Genomic DNA, 20,639 nt, shown 5'->3' on the forward strand with positions numbered 1-20,639 from the left:
GAGGGTTTCCCGCTTCTCGCACCGGACCCCCTCCCCAACCCCTCCCCTCCCGGGAGGGGCTTCGCGTTTGGAGAGAGAGGTCATGCGCAACTACACCCAGTTCTATATCGACGGCCAATGGATTGATCCCAGCGAGCCGCGGACGGCCGAAGTCATCAATCCGGCCACCGAGGAAGTTTCCGGTACGATCTCGCTCGGCTCTGCCAGCGATGTCGACAAGGCGGTCGCGGCAGCGCGCCGCGCCTTCGCCACCTTCGGGGAAAGCAGCGCCAAGGAGCGTCTTGATCTGCTTGAGGCGATTCAGGCCGAGTATCTCAAGCGCGAGGAGGAGCTCGGCGAGGCCATCATGGTCGAGATGGGCGCGCCCCGCTCGCTCGCCTGCGGCTTCCACACTCTGCTTGGGAAAGGGCACCTCAGCACGGCAATAGAAGTGCTCAGGGAGTTCAAGTTCGAGGAGCAGCGCGGCGTCACCATGATCCGCAAGGAGCCGATCGGCGTCTGCGGCATGATCACTCCGTGGAACTGGCCGATGAACCAGACCTGCGTGAAGATCTTCCCGGCATTGGCAGCCGGCTGCACCATGATCCTCAAGCCGCCGCAGCTTGCCCCGTATTCGGCGCAGATCCTCGCAGAGATCATCCACGCCGCGGGCGCGCCCGCAGGTGTGTTCAACATGATCCAGGGCAAGGGCAGCGAGATCGGCACGGCGCTCTCCAAGCACGAGGACATCGACATGATCTCCTTCACCGGCTCCGAAGCGGTCGGCGTGCAGATCCAGAAGGACGCGGCCGAGACGGTCAAGCGCGTGGGGCTGGAACTGGGCGGCAAGAGCGCCTGGATCGTTCTGGACGATGACACGATGGCCGCCAACGTAGCGGCGGCGACCGCCGGCATGATGGGCAACTCGGGCCAGACCTGCTCCGCCGGATCACGCCTGCTGGTGCCCTCCTCGCGGATGGATGAGGTCAGGAAGGTCGCTGCAGAGGCCGCCAATGGCGTCAGCGTCGGTGACCCGACCGGCAACGTGGCCATGGGCCCGGTCGTCTCGAAGAGCCAGTACAACGATATCCAGCGCTATATCGAGATCGGCATCAAGGAAGGCGCCGAACTGATCGCCGGCGGCCCCGGACGTCCCGAGGGGCTGGACAAGGGCTGGTATGTGAAGCCCACCGTCTTCATCGGCACCAATGACATGGTCATTGCGCGTGAGGAGATCTTCGGCCCTGTTCTCGTGATCATCGGATACGATGACGTCGATCATGCCGTGGCCATCGCCAATGATTCCAACTTTGGTCTGGGCGGGTACGTAAGCGGCACCGACCTCGAAGCATGTCGCGCAGTGGCCAAGAAGATGCGCACCGGCGCCATCTGGGTGAACGGCGGCTTCGATTTCCATGCGCCGTTCGGCGGCTACAAGCGGTCGGGCAACGGCCGTGAATGGGGAGAATACGGCTTCCACGAGTACCTTGAGGTCAAGTCGATCGTGGGTTGGAACCCCGCCTGACGCATGGCGCGAATGAGCGAGTAACGTCTCGCGCGAAGAACTCTGGGCCCGGTTACTTTTCGAAGTGGCCGGGCCTTTCGCATTCTCGGGATCTTAGTTGCGTCTCGCTCAACTCAGCGTGATGCTGTTGCGCTGGCCAGCGGCAACGACTCGGGCTAGAACCCCTGCATGTTTGAGGCCGCTGACGCCCTGTTGCTCGCTCGCCTGCAGTTTGCCTTCACGGTAAGCTTCCACTTCATCTTCCCTGCGTTCTCGATCGGGCTTGCCAGCTACCTGGCCGTGCTCGAGGGGCTCTGGCTGAAGACAGGCAAAGCTCTTTACCTCGACATGTTTCGCTTCTGGGTGAAGATCTTCGCCATCGCCTTCGCTATGGGTGTCGTGTCGGGCATCGTCATGTCCTACCAGTTCGGTACCAACTGGGCCGTGTTCTCCGACAGAGCGGGACCAGTCATCGGGCCGCTCATGGCCTACGAGGTCCTGACAGCCTTCTTCCTTGAGGCGGGATTCCTGGGCGTCATGCTGTTCGGCATGGAGAAGGTCGGGCGAAAGCTCCACTTTACCGCGACTTGCATGGTCGCGGCCGGAACGTTCGTGTCCGCATTCTGGATTCTGTCGGTCAACTCGTGGATGCAGACACCCGTCGGGCATGAAATGGGGGCGAACGGCCAGTTCCTGCCTGGCCCCAGCTGGGCGGAGATCATATTCAACCCGAGCTTCCCCTACCGACTGGTTCACACGGTCACTGCGGCCTATCTCACAACTGCGTTCGTGGTCGGAGCCGTGGGGGCCTGGCACCTGCTGAAGAACCGCGACAATCCCCATGCCCGCAAGATGTTCTCGATGGCGATGTGGATGGCTGCGCTCGTGGCGCCGGTTCAGATCTTCCTCGGGGACCTGCACGGCCTCAACACGTTGGAACATCAACCGGCCAAGGTCATGGCGATGGAAGGCCACTTCCAGAGCCATCCAGAGGGTGCCCCGCTGATCCTCTTCGGCATTCCGGACCAGGATGCGCAGACCGTTCGGCACGCTCTTGAAATCCCCAAAGCCTCGTCACTGATCCTGAAGCATGACCTCAACGCGCCACTCGACGGCCTGGACACAATCGCTCGCGAAGATCAGCCGCCGGTCGCAGTGGTATTCTGGTCATTCCGGATCATGGTGGCACTCGGGTTCGCGATGCTGGCGATTGGTTTGTGGAGCCTGATCGCCCGCTTCAAGGGCAAGCTCTACGACTGGCGCTGGCTGCATCGCGCCGCGCTCGTCATGGGTCCTTCCGGCTTCGTCGCGGTCATTGCAGGATGGGTGACGACGGAGGTCGGACGCCAGCCCTGGGTCGTTTACGGCCTGCTGCGCACTGAGGACGCCGTCTCGCCGCTCGGAGCGCCGGCTGTCGGCGCGTCCCTCCTGGCGTTCGTGCTCGTTTACACAGCCTGCTTCTCTGTAGGTACGTGGTACATCCTGCGCTTGATGAGCAAGACGCCTCATCCTCACGAAACGGGGATTGAGGGCGAGATGGACGCGCCCATCCGTACGGCCGGCATAACTCCGGGACCGACACAAAATCCCGGCGGCCGTTCGATGCCGCCTCGGGAGGAGTAGAGCGATGGCGGTCAACTTCGACCTGACGACAATCTGGGCCTTCATCATTGCCTTTGCCGTGTTCGCCTACGTGGTGATGGATGGCTTCGATCTTGGCATCGGCATTCTCTTCCCGTTCTTCCAAGTCGGGCACGGACGAGATCGCGCGATGAACGCCATCGCACCCGTGTGGGATGGTAACGAGACATGGCTGGTGCTGGGTGGCGGTGGGCTGTTTGCCGCATTCCCGCTGGCTTATGCCATCATCCTGCCGGCGACGTACCCGCTGATCATCGCCATGCTGCTTGGCCTTGTGTTTCGCGGGGTCGCTTTCGAGTTCCGTTGGCGCGACCGGCGCCACCGCGCATTCTGGGACGCCGCTTTCTGCGGCGGTTCCCTTGTGGCAGCCCTGACTCAAGGCATGACCTTGGGGGCAATCCTGCAGGGGATCACCATCTCGGATCGCGCCTATGCCGGCTCGTGGTGGGATTGGCTCACACCTTACACGCTGCTGACCGGGCTCGGTGTGGTCTTCGGATATGCGCTGCTCGGAGCGACCTGGCTGATCTGGAAGCTCGACAGCGAACCTCAGGACAAGGCCTACCGCCTCGCCTTTGTCTCTGCCATTGCGACAGTGATAGTGCTCGTAGCCGTCAGCCTCTACACGCCGATGCTCGACACGGAGTACTGGCGGCGCTGGTTCGAGGCGCCCGGCATCTATTTCGCCAGCCAAGTGCCTCTTCTCTCGGCAATCATCATCTTCCTGCTCTTCCGCTCGCTGGCCAAAAAGAAAGAGGCAGCGCCTTTCTGGCTCTCGCTGGGCATCTTCCTCATCGGCATGGCGGGCCTCGGCGTCAGCATGTTCCCTTATGTCGTTCCTGATACCGTGACGATCTGGGACGCAGCCGCGCCCGAACGCAGCCAAGTCTTCATGCTTATCGGCGTGGGGCTGACGATGCCGCTGATTATTGCCTACACCGGCTGGGCTTACTGGGTGTTTCGCGGCAAGGTCGGTCACGAAGGCTATCACTGATGCGGCGCGGCAAGGCCGGCGATGCGAACGAAGCGCCACTATGGAAGCGGCTGGCCTGGCTGCTTGCGATCTGGTGCGCCAGCGTGGCTGTCCTCAGCGTGGTAGCCTGGGTGATCCGCATCTGGCTCAAGGTTTAACCGCAGGCATCTCGGCGTCTGCGACCCATCAGGCCATAATTGTGACAAGGGCGCAGCATTTTTGACGGCAAGCGTTTGTCACTCGATAAGCGCACATCTGCGCATTACATCGGACTGACATGCTCGAGACGAGAGAGACGGCGACGCCCTTTTCCGAACCCGACGGTGGTGACCTCGCCGCCTCGTCTTCGCGTTACTTCAACCGTGAACTGAGCTGGCTCGCGTTCAACGAGCGCGTCTTGGCGGAGGCGGAGAACCAGCGCTACCCACTGCTCGAGCGGCTGCGGTTCCTATCCATCTCCGGCAGCAATCTCGACGAGTTCATGACCGTGCGCGTGGCTGGCCTCGCAGGCCAGATCCGCCGTCAGATTGAGGAGATCTCGATCGATGGCATGACACCGAGCCAGCAGCTCGCCGCCGTGCACGACGAAGTGCTGAAAATCGAGGCGCTGCAGCAGCAGACCTGGGCGAATCTCAAGACAGAACTGGTGGGCTGCGGCATTCGCGTCATCGGCGACGAACGTATCGGCGTCCAAGGCGAACGCTGGCTGAAGGAATACTTCCTTGAGCACATCATGCCAGTGATCACACCGCAAGCGATCGACCCGGCTCACCCATTCCCATTCGTGGCCAGCAACGGCATTGGCATTCTCTTTTCGCTAAACCGCGTCGTGGACGGCAGCCCGGTCATGGAGATGATCCTGATCCCACAGGCCCTGCCCCGCTTCGTGCGGGTCCCCGGCCCAGAGGCGATCTACATGTCGGTAGAGGATCTGATTTGCCGGCATGTCGAGCATATCTTCCCCGGCTTTAAAGTGAACGGACACGGCGTGTTCCGTGTTCTGCGCGACAGCGACATCGAGATCGAGGAGGATGCCGAGGATCTGGTGCGCTATTACCGCACCGCCATCCAGCGGCGTCGGCGCGGCATGGTGATCGTCCTGCAACTTCAGGGGAGGTTCGATCCTGTCGCCGAAGAACTGCTGCGGGCGCAACTTGGCCTGGACCGGGCGCTGATCATCAAGACCGGTGGTCTCATCGGGATGGCGGGACTGGCTGCGCTCGTTGAGGAGGACCGTCCCGAGCTCAAGTTCGAGCCGTACTCCCCTCGCTATCCCGAGCGGATCCTTGAGCATGATGGCGACTGCTTCGCCGCCATCCGCGAAAAGGACATCGTGATCCAGCACCCCTACGAAAGTTTCGAGGTGGTGATCGACTTCCTCAGGCAGGCGGCGCGCGATCCCGACGTGATCGCGATCAAGCAGACCCTTTACCGCGCCGGCAAGCAGTCGGCCGTCGTCAGTGCACTAATTGCGGCAGCCGAAGCTGGGAAGTCGGTGACGGCGGTTGTCGAACTCAAGGCCCGCTTCGACGAAGAGCAGAACCTGCTCTGGGCCAGTCAGCTGGAGCGCGCCGGCGTCCAGGTCATCTACGGCTTTGTCGATTGGAAGACGCACGCCAAGGTTTCAATGGTGGTGCGCCGTGAAGGAGAAGGCAATCGCACCTATTGCCACTTCGGAACCGGCAACTACCATCCGATCACCGCGCGCATCTACACCGACTTGTCGTACTTCACTGCGGATCCCGCTGCGGGCCGTGACGTAGGCCGCCTGTTCAACTTCATCACAGGCTATGTGGAGCCGAAGAAGACCGATCTGCTCTCGATCTCGCCCATCAACCTGCGCACCACTTTGTACAACTGCATCGATGCCGAGATTGCGAACGCCAGGGAGGGAAAGCCGGCGGCGATCTGGGCGAAGATGAACTCGCTGACCGATCCGGACCTGATCGACAGGCTCTATGCTGCAAGTCAAGCAGGCGTGGAGATCGTGCTGGTGATCCGCGGCATTTGCTGCCTTCGCCCCGGGATTTCCGGACTTTCCGAGCACATCACCGTGAAGTCGATCATCGGCCGCTTTCTGGAGCATGGTCGCATCTGGGCCTTCGCCAATGGCAAAGACCTGCCCAGCCGGAGGGCCCGGATATTCATCACCTCCGCCGACGGGATGAGCCGCAATCTCGACCGCCGGGTAGAGCTCTTGTTGCCCATCCGGAACCGCACGGTACACGATCAGGTCCTCGGCCAAGTGATGCTGGCCAACCTTCTGGACACCGAACAGAGCTGGATACTGAACAGCGACGGCGGCTACGAGCGTGTGGGCGAGTGCGAGAATCCCTTCAACCTGCACCGCTACTTCATGATAAACCCGTCACTGTCGGGGCGCGGTGCCTCACTGACCAGTGGAAGAAAAGTACCCAAGCTCTCGCTTCGACGCGGCAACATCTGACATGAGCGCGCCTTCGGGAACCGCAGGCTACAGGATTCGCTGAACGACCATGAGCGGGACTACCCCATCGGACGAAAAGCGCGCCATCATCGACATTGGCTCGAACACGGTGCGCCTCGTCGTCTATAACGGCCCTCCTCGCGCGCCCGTCGTCATCTTGAACGAGAAAGTCAGCGCGAAGCTCGGAAAAGAGGTGGGGAGAAGCGGACTCATTTCCGAGAAGGCGATGCACACCGCACTTTCCGCTCTGGCCCGCTTTGCCGCCATGCTCGACCTGCTGAAGGTTACGAACGTGGAGTGCGTTGCGACTGCAGCCAGCCGCGATGCGAAGAACGGGCCGGAATTTCTTGCTGCCGTTCGCAACCTAGGGCTCTCGCCGCGGCTGCTCTCGGGCGAGGAGGAAGCGCGAGCCAGCGCCACGGGCGTGGTCGCGGCCTTCCCCGGAGCCAAGGGGACAGTTGGTGACCTGGGCGGCGGAAGCCTCGAACTCGTCTCCATTGACGGAGAAGTCTGCCGGGGCGGCATCACCTTACCGTATGGCACGCTGCGCCTGGGCGATCTGCGTGCAAGCGGTCCAGCGGCATTCTCCGCAAGTGTACGCGAGGGACTTGGACGCGCCGGCTGGTCAGGTGGAGCCGGAGAACCGCTCTACATCGTGGGCGGCTCCTGGCGAGCGTTGGCACTGCAGGCGATGCACGAGATCGATTGGCCTCTGGACGATCCGCATGACTTCGAACTCTCGCCTGAGACAGCCCTGCGCCTGTGCCGTCAGTTCCAGATGACAAAGCCGGAGAAGGCAGATCCGCGTATCACGGCCTCGCGTCTCGCCAGCCTTCCCGACGCGGCTGCACTGCTGGGGGAGCTCCTGGAGCAGATCGCTCCCTCCCGGATCGTATTCTCGTCCTGGGGCCTGCGCGAGGGGCTCGTATTCTCACGGCTCGACGCGAAAACAAAAGCCGAGGATCCGATGCTCGCGGGCATCACCGCGTTTGCGCGCGGCGCGCAGGTGGCTCCTGGCCACGCAGAGGCCGTCGCCGACTGGACCGGGGGCGTCTGTGCCGACGCTGCCGCGGACGGCAACCTGCGCCTCGCCTCGACCATGCTGGCGCTCGCCGCCATGCGGACCGAGCCCAACATGCGCGCCGAAGAGGCGATGGGCTGGGCCCTGCGCAAACGCTGGATTGGCCTCAGCGCCCGAGGCCGGGCCATGATGGCGATGACGGTCTTCGCCAATTCCGGGCTCATCGAGGTACCTGCCGCCTTCTCTCGCCTCGCCTCACAAGAGGATCTGCATGCCGCTATCGGTTGGGGCCTTGCAGTGCGCCTTTGCCGCCGCCTGACGGGATGCGCCAATGAGGGTCTGGCTCGCACGTCCCTCCGTCTTGAGGGGCAGGAGATGGTTCTGTCCCTCGATGAGCCGGTACAGGCGCTTTACAGCAACGCTATCGGCAAGGACTTGCGCCGCCTCTCCGAATGGCTGGGGTACGAGTGGAAGGTGAAACTCGTCGTCGATGGCCGCAATTCCGACCTCCAGGCAAGTTCAGTGCAGTAAACTCTTGCTCTCGGCGATAACCGATATGCCACGCTTCCCCTCGCGGCGGTCAAGCTGAACGACGATATCGATGACTGACGCTGCATACTCGAGAGTCTCGCTACGCGTCAGGCCGATGCCCGTCTGCATGCTCATCAGCGCGATCTGTTCCAGAGCACCGCGCGGGTTGTTGGCGTGCACGGTCGAGAAAGATCCCGGATGGCCCGTATTGATCGCGCGCAGAAAGCTGACCGTTTCACTACCGCGCAGCTCGCCCAGTACGATACGATCCGGGCGCAAGCGCAGCGCAGCCTGTAGCAGATCGTTCGCCGCCACCTTCGCCTCTCCCAGTTCACCCTTGACCGCGATAAGCCCGACACCGTTCGCACCGGGAAGCCGCAGCTCGGCAGTGTCCTCGACAAGGACGACGCGCTCATGCTCCGGTATTTCGCTGAGCATCGCGTTGAGGAACGTCGTTTTTCCCGTCGATGTACCGCCAGAAATAAGGATCGTGCGCTTACGACGGATCGCATCGCGCAAAAAAGCGATGGGCGCGGCCATGGGATCGGGCGCGGGGGCTTCAGGAGCAAGGGCGATGGGGCCGCGATCATAGGCGTCCAGCGGCAGTTCCAGCAGCCGATGGCGGCGGATTGCCATTGCCCAGTTCGCACGCGTGGCGGGCGGACCGACCAGCTGGATGCGGGCACCGCTCTGACCTGCAAGTGCAGGCAACGTCGCGGAAAGAAGCGGATGCTCGCGATTGATGCCCTGATGGCTGATCCGCGCCACCTGCTCTGCAAGGCGCTGGAGCAGCTGGTTGTCCATCGCAGGCACTTCCACGCGCTGCATGCCGCCGTGCTCGGCATCCTCGATCCAGACCTCGCCAGGACGATTGACGAGGATCTCGGTTACCGTCTCACGGTTCAGCCACGGTCGCAGCGGCGCAAGATAAGCCTCAAGGTAGACGCTTCGCGCCGCGCTCACCGGGTCAGCAACGGGACGTGCGGGCAAACTATGTACATCAGCGCTCACAGCTCATGTGACCTTTGAAAAATCCAGATCCTTGGCAGTGAACACCCGGATCGGCTCGCCCTGCCGGACGCGAATAGTAGGTCCGACCTGCGAGCCCTGCTCCACAGCCGCGGCTGCCGCTGACTGACCGCCACCCACCACCACAGAGGCACCCGTCCCGACCAGGTTGGTCAACCCGCCGACGACTGACAGCAGCATCGCAGAGCCGAAACGGTCAAAGAAGTGGCTGTTGACCTTGCCGGGAAGGCCCGTCTCTCCGCCAAACGCAATGGCCGGAGAGCCAAGATCCACGGAGACACCATCGGGGCGGATGACACGCGTCCAGATGACGTAAGCTCTCTTCTGACCTGCAGCGAGGCCGCTCTTGTACTGGCCGATGAGGCGCGAGGAGCGGGGAAGCAGCACACTGCGCCCGTCGAAGCTACGCACGTCGGTGCTGACGATGGCCCGTACAAAGCCAGGCACGTCGGTATCGATGGCCGTCTCCAGCACAGCGGGGATCAGCGTGCCTTGGGTCACCGTCGTTGCCGGATCGAAGCTGCGCCTGGCGGCCGCACTTGATCCGCCAAGGCCGCCGAGCCGAGCTGCGAAGTCCTCGTTGGCGTTGGCCCCCTTGAACTCGGTCGCGGCCGTCGCGCCCGGTGCCGGAGCGGCAACTCCCGCAGCGTCGAACACGACAGTGGGACTGGCAAGGGGATTGCCCACGCCTTGTGGCGCCGGCGCCTCGCTTGGCGGTGCCGAGAGGATCGCCTGGGGCTCGGGAGCTGAAAGAACGGTCGGCTCCGGATAGATAGTTGGCTCCACCACAGCCTGCGGGATAGCGGTATCGCTGGGCTCCGCAACGGAAGCAGGTGCAGAAACAGAAGATGCGGCTTCTGGCCCGCCATTGCGGGCGGCATCCATCGACCACAAAGTCAGCCCGCCCAGAGCCGCAACAATCGCCACCCCGGCGGCGAGACCAAGCCCATCGCCACGTTTGCGCTGCGTGACTGTGGGCAGGACATTGCGTGTGGCCAGGTCGATGATCTCGGCCCCGCCATGCTCTCGGGGATCGCGCGCCTGCTCGACATCGAAGCGTTCGCGAAGGGCGGAATTTGGTGCCATGGATCAGTGCTCCTGAAGAGCCGAGTGGGAAAGCGCTGCCGCTGCAACGGAAGCCTGCGCCACCTTGCCGGAAGGGGTTGATGCACCTGCATTCATGATAGCTGGAGCCGCTGCGGATGGCCGCTGATTCTCAAGCGTTGCCTGTGCCTTTCCGGAACGCAGCAGGATCGCCCTGGGAACATCGTCGACCACGATCGTGCGCCCGCGAACGGAGTAGTTGACCGGCCCTTCCTCACCCTTCTCGTTCAGAACGAGAATGGCGGGAACTTCGCTCTTCTCACCCCACAGCAGGTAGGTGGCGTTGCCATCGTCGTAGATGCGCGCGGGCAGAATCTTCGTGTCGCCCTTGGGACGCCAAGCAAAGTTGAGTGCAGCGGGATCGACCGGAGTTTCGGCTGGCCCACCGCCAAGCACAGCCTGCTCGTCCGCGGTCAGGGCTGCAAGGGCCGCACCCTCGGACGGCTTCTTTTTCGGTTCGTCCTTATAGGTGAAGCGCAGCAAGTAGACGGGCTTGGTTCTTGGCGAGGCGACGAGGTCGAAGAAATAGGTGTGGCGATCGGTCACCACCGTCATGTTCGTGCGCGCGCTGTTGTCGAGCGGCTTGACGAAGAGCAGGTCAGCCCGCTTGTTGGGCGTGATTTGCCATGCTGCAGAGTCGCCCACGGCAACATTCTCGATCGCCTCGCCCTCACCGAAGGAAATCGTTGCCTGGACCCCTGTGCGCCCATCGATCCTGACGACTTCGTTTTCGGAGAACATGTGGTGCACAAGGCGTTCGTCAGCTGCTGCCGGTGTATTCAGCGCGCACAGCGAGGCTGCAGCGGTGGCCGCGAGAAGAAGGCCGCGGATCATCGTATCATCTCCTTTGCCGGGCGGCTGGACAGAGCCCGAGCTGTGTCATTCGAGGCGCGAAAGCGGCTGCCAATGCCCTTGGCACGCGAGACGCTACCGCCACTGAGGGGGGCTATGCCGCCACCGCTCACTTGCGTGACGACGGTACGCCGCTCACCCGGCCGGGCACTCTCGCCGCTCTGCACCGGATAGGCCTCCATCGGCGCAGCCACAGCGGCCGCCAGTACCGCCCGACGCGAGGACCCAGCCGAAGCTGCCGCAGCCGCCTCCGGTGAGTGGGCAAGAGTGGAAGGGGCACTCGGTGCAGCGCCACGATCACCGCGCACCTGAAGGTCGGGTTTGCCGAGACCGAAGACCTGCCAGCCCGACACCATCGTGCCGGCCACCTTAAGCACCATCACCATCAGCGCGCAGTGCACCGCGGACACCAGAAACAAGGCCATGGCGGCACGACCGTCGATGTCGATAAGATTGCTCGTCAGGGCCCGCACAATCGGCACCAGCAGTTCCAAGGTGATACTCCCTGCCAGCACGACGAACAGCGGCGTCAGGGCGGTCAGCACCACTCCGCGCAACCACCCGGCGGTAAGCCCTCGCGTGCCGCCGAATAGGGCCATGACTACGAAGATCGGGCCAAGCGCCATCAGCACTGCCAGCGCTATCCGGGCAGTCAGCAGCACACCGACGGTGCCGAGCAGCAGCAACAGCCCGCCCATCCACATCACGCTTTCGGGTGTGAACAGGCCCTGCCCTGAACCTGCGACCTGAGCTGCCGCCTGCGCTCCCGCCGCGCCTTGGCCGCTTCCTGCGCTTTCGGCGATGGCTCCGAACACAAGGTCTATGCGATCTCCGAAGATCTGGGTGGCTGAGCCATCGGCACCAGTCAGGACCGAAGCAATCCAGTCGGGTCCGCCGACCGCGAGGTTCCACATGACGCCTTGGTACGCGATCCAGCTGGTCGCGAACGTAAGGACCAAGCCAAGGGTTAGCATGCGCGGCGTCAAGGCCGACACGCCCAGCGTCGAGCGTCCGGTCAGCAGCGAAATGGCGAAGAAGGCAATGTAGAGGGTAAGGAGAATAGTGAGGACCGGCGCCATTGCCCCGTGCGCGCCGAACAGGCGCCCGAAGGCGGCAGCGGTGGTCTCGGCGGCGATGCAGTCAACGGCGCGGAGCGCCGGCCCGACACCAGCCGCAGCGACCTCGGTCAGCTGGTCACATGCACTTGCCACCGGCTTACTCCGCAGCCTCGGCCCACAGGCCCGGCTCATCCCCATCGCCCGGCCACTCCATCCCCGTGAGGACGGGGTACCAGTTGACCGGATCGTCGCCATAGCGCTCGCGCAAGCTGTCGAGCTTACGCACCGTGCTTTCGCGGCCGGAGAGGACCGTCAGCACCTCGGGCATGCCCGAGAGATCGAGGCGCACCACGACGGAAGCGTCGGACTGGCGGATCAGGAAGCAGCGCGAGTGCGCGGGCAACGTGCGGATGACGTCGAGTTCATGCTCGGACAGGCCGAAGCCCTCGCAGTAATCCTCATGCCGCGCGCGGGCGTTGGGCATGAACAGCATCGTCGCGGTCTGCTCGACGAGCGCGGTGGCGATACGGCTATCCAGGGCATCGCGGGCGGACTGAGTGGCGAAGCCGACCAGCGCGTTGCGCTTGCGCAGCGTCTTGAGCCAGTCGCGAATGCGCGCGGCGAAGACCTCATCGTCGAGCGTCTTCCAGCCCTCGTCGATGAGGATCATCGTGGGTTCGCCGTCCAACCGTTCCTCGATGCGATGGAACAGGTACATCATCGTCGGCGTGCGCAGGCGCGGGCTTTCCAGCAGCGCGGTCATGTCGAAGCCGAGCTTGCGGGCCGAGAGATCGAGCTTGTCCTGCGCATTGTCGAACAGCCAGCCATGCTCGCCGCCCACCAACCAGGCATCGAGGCGCGAGGCAAGATCGCCCGGCTCCGGACGGCGGGACCCTGCCAGCAGCTCGCGGAAGTGCGACAGGCGGCGCAGTGAGGGATCGTTGTGGTACGCGGCGTCGACGGCGCCGGCGATCGTCGCCAGCTCCTCCGGTCCGCGCGCTTCCAGCAGCACGCCCAGCCAGTCGCGCAGGAAGGCGCGATTGGTGGCGGTGTCGGGCAGCGAAAGCGGGTTGAAGCCAGTCGGGTGGCCCGAGGCGATGCGGCTGTAAGTGCCGCCGATGCCGCGGATGAACACTTCGGCGCCGCGGTCCTTGTCGAACAGGATCGTGCGCGGATCGTACTTCTGCGCCTGCGCGGCGAGGAAGTTCATCACCACCGTCTTGCCCGAGCCCGAAGGCCCGATCACGGTGAAGTTGCCGAGATCGCCCTGATGGAAGTTGAAGAAGAACGGGGTCTGGCTGGTGGTGGCGAGCAGCGTCACCGCCTCGCCCCAGTGATTGCCGCTGGCCTGGCCCATGGCGAAACCGTGCAAGCTGCCGAAGCACGCCATGTTGGCGCTGGTAATCATCGCGCGACGGACCAAGAAGCTTTCGTTGCCCGGCATCTGCCCCCAGAACGCAGGCTCAAGGTTGACGTCCTCGCGCACGGCGACCGCACCGGCATCGGCGAGAGCAGCGGCACACAGCGCAGTGGCTTCGTCCAACACGTCGAGATTGGGCGCGCGCACCAGCACTGAGAGGTGGTGATCGCCAAAGCCCACCGCACCGGTGCCGAGCGCATCGCGCGCGCTGGTCATTTCGCGGCGCTCGGACATTGCCTCCTCATCGGCCGACTTCAGGCGGCGGATGGCAAGGTCAATGCGTTCGCGAGCGATCTGACGGTCAGACGGTGCGTAGGTCTCCGTCAGCACCAGTTCGCACGGCAGGCGCAGCAGGGGATCGGTAAGGCCGGGCGCCGTCGAAGCCGGGTAGTCCTTCAGGCTCACCAGAGAGCCGAAGCTGACGCCGTTGGCGCCGCGCAGTTCCAGCGCATCCATGCCGAAGTTGACGCGGCGATAGGGCAACATGTGGCCGATGTCGGCATCCTCGGCAGGGCGGCGCACCGGGCGCATCTCGCCGTTGTAGAGTGCGCTCAGCAGTTCCAGCACTTCGGAACAGCGGCCCGCCTGGCTCTCGTAGTCGCCCAGCAGCCGGGCCCCGTACGCGCCCAGGGAAGCAGTCATGGCGCTGGCAGCGGCGCGTAGCGCACGTACGTCGGCCACGTCTGCTTCGACCGGACCCGCCCCCTTGCGCTTCATCATGCGCGACATCTTGTCGGCCCAGCCCGCCTTGCCCCGCGCGGGACGGCGTACGAGGGTGATAAACTGGTCGTTGACGAACAGCGCGCCCGAGCTGGTCCGCTGGCGCCAGCGCGCGTCGATGTGCGCGGTGAGCGGGTCGGCGAACTGGCTTTCCAGCTCGATCTCGACGCGGCGGCGGATCACGTGATGATAGAGCACGAACCGCGCATCGAGCGAGGAGCGTAGCAGCACTTCGCGGGTAGCCGCATGGGCGTTCAATTCGTCAGTGTCCGCCGTCTCGAAAGCGAAGCCGGGCACCATCAGCGAGAGCATGACCGAGCCATCCCGCAGCAGCACGACGTTCTCGTCGACCAGCGCGAGATAGGGAAGCCGATCGCCGACCATCGCCTCCTTCTTGCCCCAGGCTTTAAGATGCTTCGCCATGTCCCGATCCCCTCGCCCGCTCAGGGCGCGTAGCTGTTGCAGCCCCAGCGCGCCCAGTTGGGTACGCGCGGGCATTTGCTGACTTTGGCGATCCACAGATCGAACACGCGCGGCTCACGCAGGCAGGCGATGTAGCCTGTGCCATGCATGGCCAGCGCGGCGGGAAGCGCCCAGAAGCTCTTGGTGATGAGGAACACTTCCGTCGTCACCGCGGCGTTGATGATGAAGTAGCTGTAAGTCACGCCCGCGAACATCTGCGGCCGAGTCAGCGCGCGATGCACGGTGTACCGGGCCAGAGCGTTCGGGCCCGTCATCAGCCTACTGCCGCGCCCTGGATGCCCGAAACGATCGCGCCAGCACCGAACAGGACGAAACAACCGACAATCACGGTCGCGCCAAAGCGCCAGTTCATGCGCCCGGTGAGCATCATGAAGCCCACCGCCGCAACGGCCATGACCGCCACTGCCGTCGCCACATTGCCCAGAAGCGTGCCCTGCAGCCAGCCAAGCGCGGCAACGATCGGGCCGCTACCAGCGGGGTCGCGCGTAGCGACCGACTGCGCCTGCGCTGCCACAGGCGCAAACAGGGAAGCTGCGGCAGCAAGCACTCTTGCTGCAGAAGGAAACTTGCGTGTCATCATTTGAGCGTATCGAATCACCGGACCCTCCGTTGAGGAGCGAATAACCTGCGTTCGATGACAACTCTGTGACTGTAATACCTAGGGGTAATGACCCCCGAGCTTAACCGTAGACGTCAACACGATGACAACTGTGACAGTTCCTCACGTTTGCAGATCAGCGTGCCGCCTGCGCATTAATACGCTGCAGACGCACAAGGGCGGAGCGCGCCGCCTCGCGCGAGTCCATCCAAGAACCGTCAGCAAGCTCCAGGTCATAGCGATCGGGGCTGGCGACCGCGGCGCGGAAAGCTGCCAGCGCCTTATCGGTGGCGCCCTGCCGTGCGTAGGCGGTGCCCAGATTGATCAGCAGTGCTGGATCCGTGCTGTCGCCGATGCTCGCTTCAAGCTTGCGTACGGCGCCGTCCGCATCGCCGGCCGAAAGCTCGGTATATGCGACATCGGTCATCGTCGGCTCGTCCAGAACAGTGGCTGGAGCGGACTGGGCCAGCACGGCGGCGATAGTGGCTGCAAATAGAGACATGGTACGACTCTCCCGTCAGACTCTCTTGATGGGATGAGCTTCCGCCCGGCACCCTGCTTTCGCAACGAAATGACGCAAGTGTCATAAAACTGCAATTATCGACTGTCGCCCGGTGTGTTCCGATTCGGATGCCGAAGAGGCCGCACCACCAGACGGTCATGGCACCGTCAGCAACTTACACAAAAGTGTCATCCCCTCGCCAACAAACTGTCACTCGCCACGCCTAACACGCCCCCAGCGGTGGCGGAATCGCCCCGTGGTTCGACCTTCCAATGGGGGATTCATCGTGAAGAACATCCATGGCCTGCTGCTGGTCGGCTGCAGCGCGCTCGCACTCGCCGGCTGCGGCCCCAGCGACATCGCCGGGCCCGGCACCGGCGGTAACATCATCGTCAACCCTCCACCGACACCGACCCCCACGGAGACGCCCACACCCACGCCTGGCGGCGTCGTTGCCGCCTCCGCGTGCCCCTCAATCGCGACTGCGACGCAGCTCGTCGATGCGGGTGTCATTTCGGGCCCAACCGGCAGCTACCGCGTCTGCAACCTGCCGGGCGTGATCGATCGTTCCGTCACGCTCCCCAAGGTCTCTGGCCTCGTCTACCAGATGAACGGCCGCGTCGACGTTGGCTGCGACGGCGGCTTCAGCGCGCCCACAAGCGCCGCCCCGTTCGCCACGTCGACGATTGGCTGCCCCACCGCCAACTTGACGTCCGACACCAACGTCACGCTGACCATCGAGCCAGGCGTCATCATGGTCGGTGCTCCGGGCGCGTCCTGGCTGGCCGTCAACCGCGGTAACCGAATCTCCGCCGTCGGCACGGCGACGCAGCCCATCATCTTCACCAGCCGCGACAACGTCGTTGGCCAGGTCAGCGAAACCTCGCAAGGCCAGTGGGGCGGTGTCGTCCTTATGGGCCGCGCGCCGGTCACCGACTGTGCGACCGGCTCGACCACTGCCGGCACCTGCGAGCGCCAGACGGAAGGCGCTCAGAATCCGGCCCGCTTCGGTGGCAACGACAGCGCCTATAACGCTGGCCGCATGAGCTATGTGCAGATCCGCTATTCCGGCTTCATCCTGAGCGGCAATTCGGAACTGCAGGCACTCACGACTGAAGGCATCGGCACCGGCACGGTGCTCGATCACATCATGGCCTACAACAGCTCCGACGACGGCATGGAAGCGTTCGGCGGCAGCGTGAACATGAAGCACTACATCGCAGTGGGTGCGGATGACGACAGCCTCGACGTGGACGTTGGGGCACAGATGAACGTGCAGTATGCTCTGCTGCTTCAGCGCGACGGTCTGGGCGACGCTCTGTTCGAGATCGACTCGAACGGCAACGAGTCCGACATGCCTCGCACGAAGCTCGCCGTGGCGAACTTCACCGCTATCCAGCGCCAGACGAGCAGCAACAACGAAAGCAACGACCAGGCGTCGGCGCTGTTCCGCGGCAACTCTGACGTGACCCTGGTGAACGGCATCATGGTCTCGCCCAACAACGAGTGCATCCGCATGCACGGCTCGGGCAGCACTCCGGCTACGCTGAACGCGCTCTCGGTGGTGCTGAGCTGCAGTCCTACCGCGAAGTATATCGGCACCGGCAGCTACACCGCCGCTCAGGTCTCGTCCTTCTTCGCCTCTGGCACGAAGAACAACAACGACGGCTACACGAGCACGCTGACCAATGGCTTCGTCAACGGCGCCAATGAGACGGCGGTGACGGCGACCGATCCGAAGACCGTCTCGGCCTTCTTCGACACGACAAACTATGTCGGTGCGGTGCGCAATTCCGGCGACACCTGGTACGCCGGCTGGACCTGCAACAGCGCTGCCGCGAACTTCGGAACGGGCAATTCGGGCGCCTGCACGTCACTTCCGACCACCTGAGGCAAGCTGCCTGGCTAACGCGGGGGCGGCTGTCTGGCTGCCCCCGTCCTTGCATTTGGAACTAGGGGAATTCCGATGTCCTTGACGTCGCGACTGGTGGGCGCTCTCGTCCTTTCGACAGCTCTCGTATCGCCTTCGCTGGCCTACGCGCAGGCCGATCCGAACTCTTCGCCTACGCAGCCGCCGGTCGGCGAGAATGTGGGTGAGCCCTCAGACGGCCTCGACGAAGCGCCGGAAATCTCCGTCCCCGGGGGTGACATCATCGTCACCGGGCGCCGCAGCCGGAACGTGGTCAAAGCCTCGAATCAGGTGATTTCGGTACTCTCCAGCGAGGAAATCGCGCGGACGGGCGAAGGTGATATCGCTGGCGCACTTGGCAGGGTCACCGGCCTTTCCGTGGTCGGCAATGGTCTCGTCTACGTTCGCGGTCTGGGCGATCGCTATTCCTTGGCGCTTCTTAACGGATCGCCCCTGCCCAGCCCTGAGCCGCTACGCCGGGTGGTACCACTCGACATCTTCCCGACAGGCGTAATCGCTTCCTCGCTCGTTCAGAAAAGCTACTCGGTAAACTATCCCGGCGAATTCGGCGGCGGTGTCATCAATCTTACGACCAAAGCCGTACCGGAGGAGCCTTTCCTCTCGATCTCCGCCGGCGGCAGCGTCGATACCGAGACCACGGGCGAGATCGGTTACAGCTACTACGGCTCGAAGTCGGACTGGACAGGTTTCGACAACGGCAGCCGGGATCTTACCCCCTCGCTCGCCGAGTACTTCGAAAGCGGCGCGTCGGTTAACCAGGACGTCGCCTTGGGCCGCCAGATCGGCAGCGAGCTTGTGCGCTTTGAGCGAGCGACCGTCCAACGCCTCCGTGATCTGCCGCCCGCCTATTCGGTCGCCGTTTCCGGCGGAACTTCCTGGGATGTCGGCGGTGCGCAACTCGGCCTGATCGCGTCAGCCGGCTTCAGCAACAAGTGGCGCAACCGAGAGGCTACGCAACAGACCTCCAACAGCGCGGACCTCTCGCTGAACACCGACTTCACACGGGTGAACACGGACAATCACATTGTCGCCAACGGTCTTATTGGCCTGGGCGCCGAGTGGGGCGACAACCGCGTTCGCTGGACGAACCTCTACATCCGCGACACCGTCAAGCAGACACGGCTCGGGCTCGGCAAGCGCTTCATCAGCAGCGCATCGGCCGACTACATGCAACAGGATACAGGCTGGTACGAGCGTCAGCTGATCGACACGCAAGTCGTGGCCGAGCTGAAGCCCGCTGCCGGACTGTCAGTCGAACTGCGGGGCGGCTACGCCAATTCGCAGCGTGAAGCGCCCTACGAGTTCACGTTCGAATACGTGCGCACGAATACGCCATCGGACCCGTTCGGTGACCTTTTCGTCAACAACGTCAACGGCAACGCCGGCCTGGCGAACGTCAGCTTCTCAGACCTGAACGAAGATCTGTGGTCTGGCGGGCTCGACATCACCTACCAAGCGACGCCGGATATGGCCGTCACTGTCGGAGGGCTTTTCAGCGACACCAATCGCATAAGCTCGCGCCGTGCGTTTACCTTCCGGGCTTCAGGTAACTTCCCGTCAGCGGCGGCCGTCCTGCGCCCCGACTTGCTGCTCTCGCCAGCCCTGATACTGGGCACCACGACCGACGCCGAAGGAAATCCGCTTCCTTCTCCGATCGGTGGCATCGACCTGATCGAGGTGGACACTGCCAGCCCCAAATTCGAGGCAAAGCTGCGCAACTATGCGGCCTACGCCAAGCTGAACTGGCAGGCCACCGATGCGCTCAGCCTGGATGCAGGCGTTCGCTTCGAGAAGGCGCGCCAGTCGGTCGAGGCGGTGCAGGTCTTCTCCGAGACAAGCTCGCTTCCGAGCTCGCCGGCGCTGCGCAAGGAATACTGGCTCCCCGCGGCCACTTTGACCTATCAGCTCCAGCCCGATCTGCAGGTGCGCCTCAGCGCATCCAAGACCATCGCCCGGCCACAGTTCCGCGAGCTGATCTATCAGCCGTACTTCGATCCGGAGAGCAACCGCCAATACCTCGGTAATCCGCTGCTGACCGATAGCCAGCTCTACAACGCTGAAGCGCGGGCAGAGTGGTACTTCGCGCCCGACCAGCGCCTTTCGGTCGCCGGCTTCTTCAAGAAGATCAAGAACCCGATCGAATCGTATGTGTTCGTCATCTCCGATGAACTGATCACGAGCTATGCCAACGCTCCCGAGGCTCAGCTTTACGGCGCTGAGGTCGAGTTGCAGAAGTATTTCGATCTCAGTTCCATGGGAGGCTGGATGGAAGGCCGGCGGGGTGTCGTCATCGCAAACTACACCTACTCCAAGTCCGATCTGAAAGTCAGCGCCGACGACACCGTCGCGATTTTCCCTCAGGCAGCGGCAACCTCGGCTACCGACTACTTCCGCGACGGAGCACCGCTCACCGGCCAGTCGGATCACCTGATCAATCTTCAACTGGGCCTGGAAAACACCGAAAGGCTGTCCCAGCAGACAATCCTGTTCAGCTTTGCCAGCAACCGCGTGGTTAGCCGCGGCCTGAACGGCTCCATCCGCCTCCCGGATGTGGTTGAGAAACCGGGCGTTCAGATCGACGTGGTGCTGCGCGAAGGTGTGGACTTCCTCGGCCAGGATGTTGAACTGAAGTTTGAAGCGCGTAACCTGCTGCGCACGCGCCATCAGGAATACCAATCCAACGGTACCGACCGCATCGAGATCAACAGCTACGACGTGGGACGTGTCTTCTCGCTCTCCGCGGGCATCAAATTCTGACCTTCACCCGGAGGCACCCTGCCTCCAACGGCACCTTGGAGCCCTGCTGCAGCGATGCAGCAGGGCTTCTTTTTTAGATGGAAGCTAAGTT

16 protein-coding genes are annotated in these 20,639 nt (G+C 63.5%); 8 read left to right on the forward strand and 8 right to left on the reverse strand.

Features of this window, described 5'->3' with window-relative positions; translation table 11 throughout:
• Positions 1–82 precede the first annotated feature (82 nt).
• The 6 genes from ABUH87_RS13215 (at position 83) to ABUH87_RS13240 (ending at position 8,095) form a co-directional block, all read left to right on the forward strand.
• Positions 83–1,504 (forward strand): aldehyde dehydrogenase family protein, encoded by a 1,422-nt coding sequence (locus ABUH87_RS13215; RefSeq protein ID WP_367774378.1) that lies wholly within the window; start codon positions 83–85, stop codon positions 1,502–1,504.
• A gap of 168 nt (positions 1,505–1,672) precedes the next feature.
• Positions 1,673–3,106, forward strand: a complete 1,434-nt coding sequence (locus tag ABUH87_RS13220) for a cytochrome ubiquinol oxidase subunit I (RefSeq protein ID WP_367774379.1) — start codon at positions 1,673–1,675, stop codon at positions 3,104–3,106.
• Positions 3,107–3,110: 4 nt separating this feature from the next.
• Complete coding sequence (gene cydB, locus ABUH87_RS13225) at positions 3,111–4,118, forward strand: cytochrome d ubiquinol oxidase subunit II (RefSeq protein ID WP_367774380.1); 1,008 nt, start codon at positions 3,111–3,113, stop codon at positions 4,116–4,118.
• A complete protein-coding gene (locus tag ABUH87_RS13230) occupies positions 4,118–4,255 on the forward strand; it encodes a DUF2474 domain-containing protein (RefSeq protein WP_367774382.1) in 138 nt (45 codons plus the stop codon). Before cydB ends, ABUH87_RS13230 begins: the two co-directional genes overlap by 1 nt.
• Positions 4,256–4,374: 119 nt before the next feature.
• Positions 4,375–6,543 (forward strand): RNA degradosome polyphosphate kinase, encoded by a 2,169-nt coding sequence (locus ABUH87_RS13235; RefSeq protein WP_367774384.1) that lies wholly within the window; start codon positions 4,375–4,377, stop codon positions 6,541–6,543.
• 49 nt (positions 6,544–6,592) lie between these two features.
• Positions 6,593–8,095, forward strand: a complete 1,503-nt coding sequence (locus ABUH87_RS13240) for a Ppx/GppA phosphatase family protein (RefSeq protein ID WP_367774388.1) — start codon at positions 6,593–6,595, stop codon at positions 8,093–8,095.
• Here ABUH87_RS13240 and ABUH87_RS13245 read toward each other — a convergent pair.
• The 8 genes from ABUH87_RS13245 to ABUH87_RS18435 form a co-directional block, all read right to left on the reverse strand.
• Positions 8,084–9,106 (reverse strand): ATPase, T2SS/T4P/T4SS family, encoded by a 1,023-nt coding sequence (locus tag ABUH87_RS13245; RefSeq protein ID WP_419956700.1) that lies wholly within the window; start codon positions 9,104–9,106, stop codon positions 8,084–8,086. The genes ABUH87_RS13240 and ABUH87_RS13245 overlap by 12 nt on opposite strands.
• Positions 9,107–9,109: 3 nt before the next feature.
• Positions 9,110–10,210: a TrbI/VirB10 family protein gene (locus tag ABUH87_RS13250; RefSeq protein WP_367774392.1), complete on the reverse strand. Its 1,101-nt coding sequence runs from the start codon at positions 10,208–10,210 to the stop codon at positions 9,110–9,112.
• Between the two features lie 3 nt (positions 10,211–10,213).
• Positions 10,214–11,062 carry a TrbG/VirB9 family P-type conjugative transfer protein gene (locus ABUH87_RS13255; protein ID WP_367774393.1) on the reverse strand — a complete coding sequence of 283 codons (849 nt, stop codon included), beginning with the start codon at positions 11,060–11,062 and terminating at the stop codon, positions 10,214–10,216.
• Positions 11,059–12,291, reverse strand: a complete 1,233-nt coding sequence (locus tag ABUH87_RS13260; protein ID WP_367774395.1) for a TrbL/VirB6 family protein — start codon at positions 12,289–12,291, stop codon at positions 11,059–11,061. Before ABUH87_RS13260 ends, ABUH87_RS13255 begins: the two co-directional genes overlap by 4 nt.
• A 4-nt stretch (positions 12,292–12,295) precedes the next feature.
• Positions 12,296–14,701, reverse strand: coding sequence for a VirB4 family type IV secretion/conjugal transfer ATPase (locus tag ABUH87_RS13265; RefSeq protein WP_367774397.1), 2,406 nt, complete (start codon positions 14,699–14,701; stop codon positions 12,296–12,298).
• A 20-nt stretch (positions 14,702–14,721) separates the two neighbouring features.
• Positions 14,722–15,015 (reverse strand): VirB3 family type IV secretion system protein, encoded by a 294-nt coding sequence (locus ABUH87_RS13270; RefSeq protein WP_367774398.1) that lies wholly within the window; start codon positions 15,013–15,015, stop codon positions 14,722–14,724.
• Positions 15,015–15,341 (reverse strand): TrbC/VirB2 family protein, encoded by a 327-nt coding sequence (locus ABUH87_RS13275; protein WP_419956701.1) that lies wholly within the window; start codon positions 15,339–15,341, stop codon positions 15,015–15,017. The genes ABUH87_RS13270 and ABUH87_RS13275 overlap by 1 nt, the downstream gene beginning before the upstream one ends.
• A gap of 154 nt (positions 15,342–15,495) precedes the next feature.
• The gene (locus ABUH87_RS18435) at positions 15,496–15,861 is read right to left on the reverse strand and encodes a hypothetical protein (RefSeq protein ID WP_419956702.1); all 366 of its coding nucleotides are present in this window, start codon (positions 15,859–15,861) and stop codon (positions 15,496–15,498) included.
• A 286-nt stretch (positions 15,862–16,147) separates the two neighbouring features.
• Between ABUH87_RS18435 and ABUH87_RS13285 the strand changes: the two genes are divergently transcribed.
• Complete coding sequence (locus tag ABUH87_RS13285) at positions 16,148–17,752, forward strand: hypothetical protein (RefSeq protein ID WP_367774401.1); 1,605 nt, start codon at positions 16,148–16,150, stop codon at positions 17,750–17,752.
• Between the two features lie 75 nt (positions 17,753–17,827).
• Entirely contained in the window at positions 17,828–20,548 is a 2,721-nt protein-coding gene (locus ABUH87_RS13290) for a TonB-dependent receptor domain-containing protein (protein ID WP_367774403.1), read from the forward strand.
• Positions 20,549–20,639 lie beyond the last annotated feature (91 nt).

The organism is Novosphingobium rhizovicinum (genome assembly GCF_040813635.1).
Taxonomy (GTDB): domain Bacteria; phylum Pseudomonadota; class Alphaproteobacteria; order Sphingomonadales; family Sphingomonadaceae; genus Novosphingobium; species Novosphingobium rhizovicinum.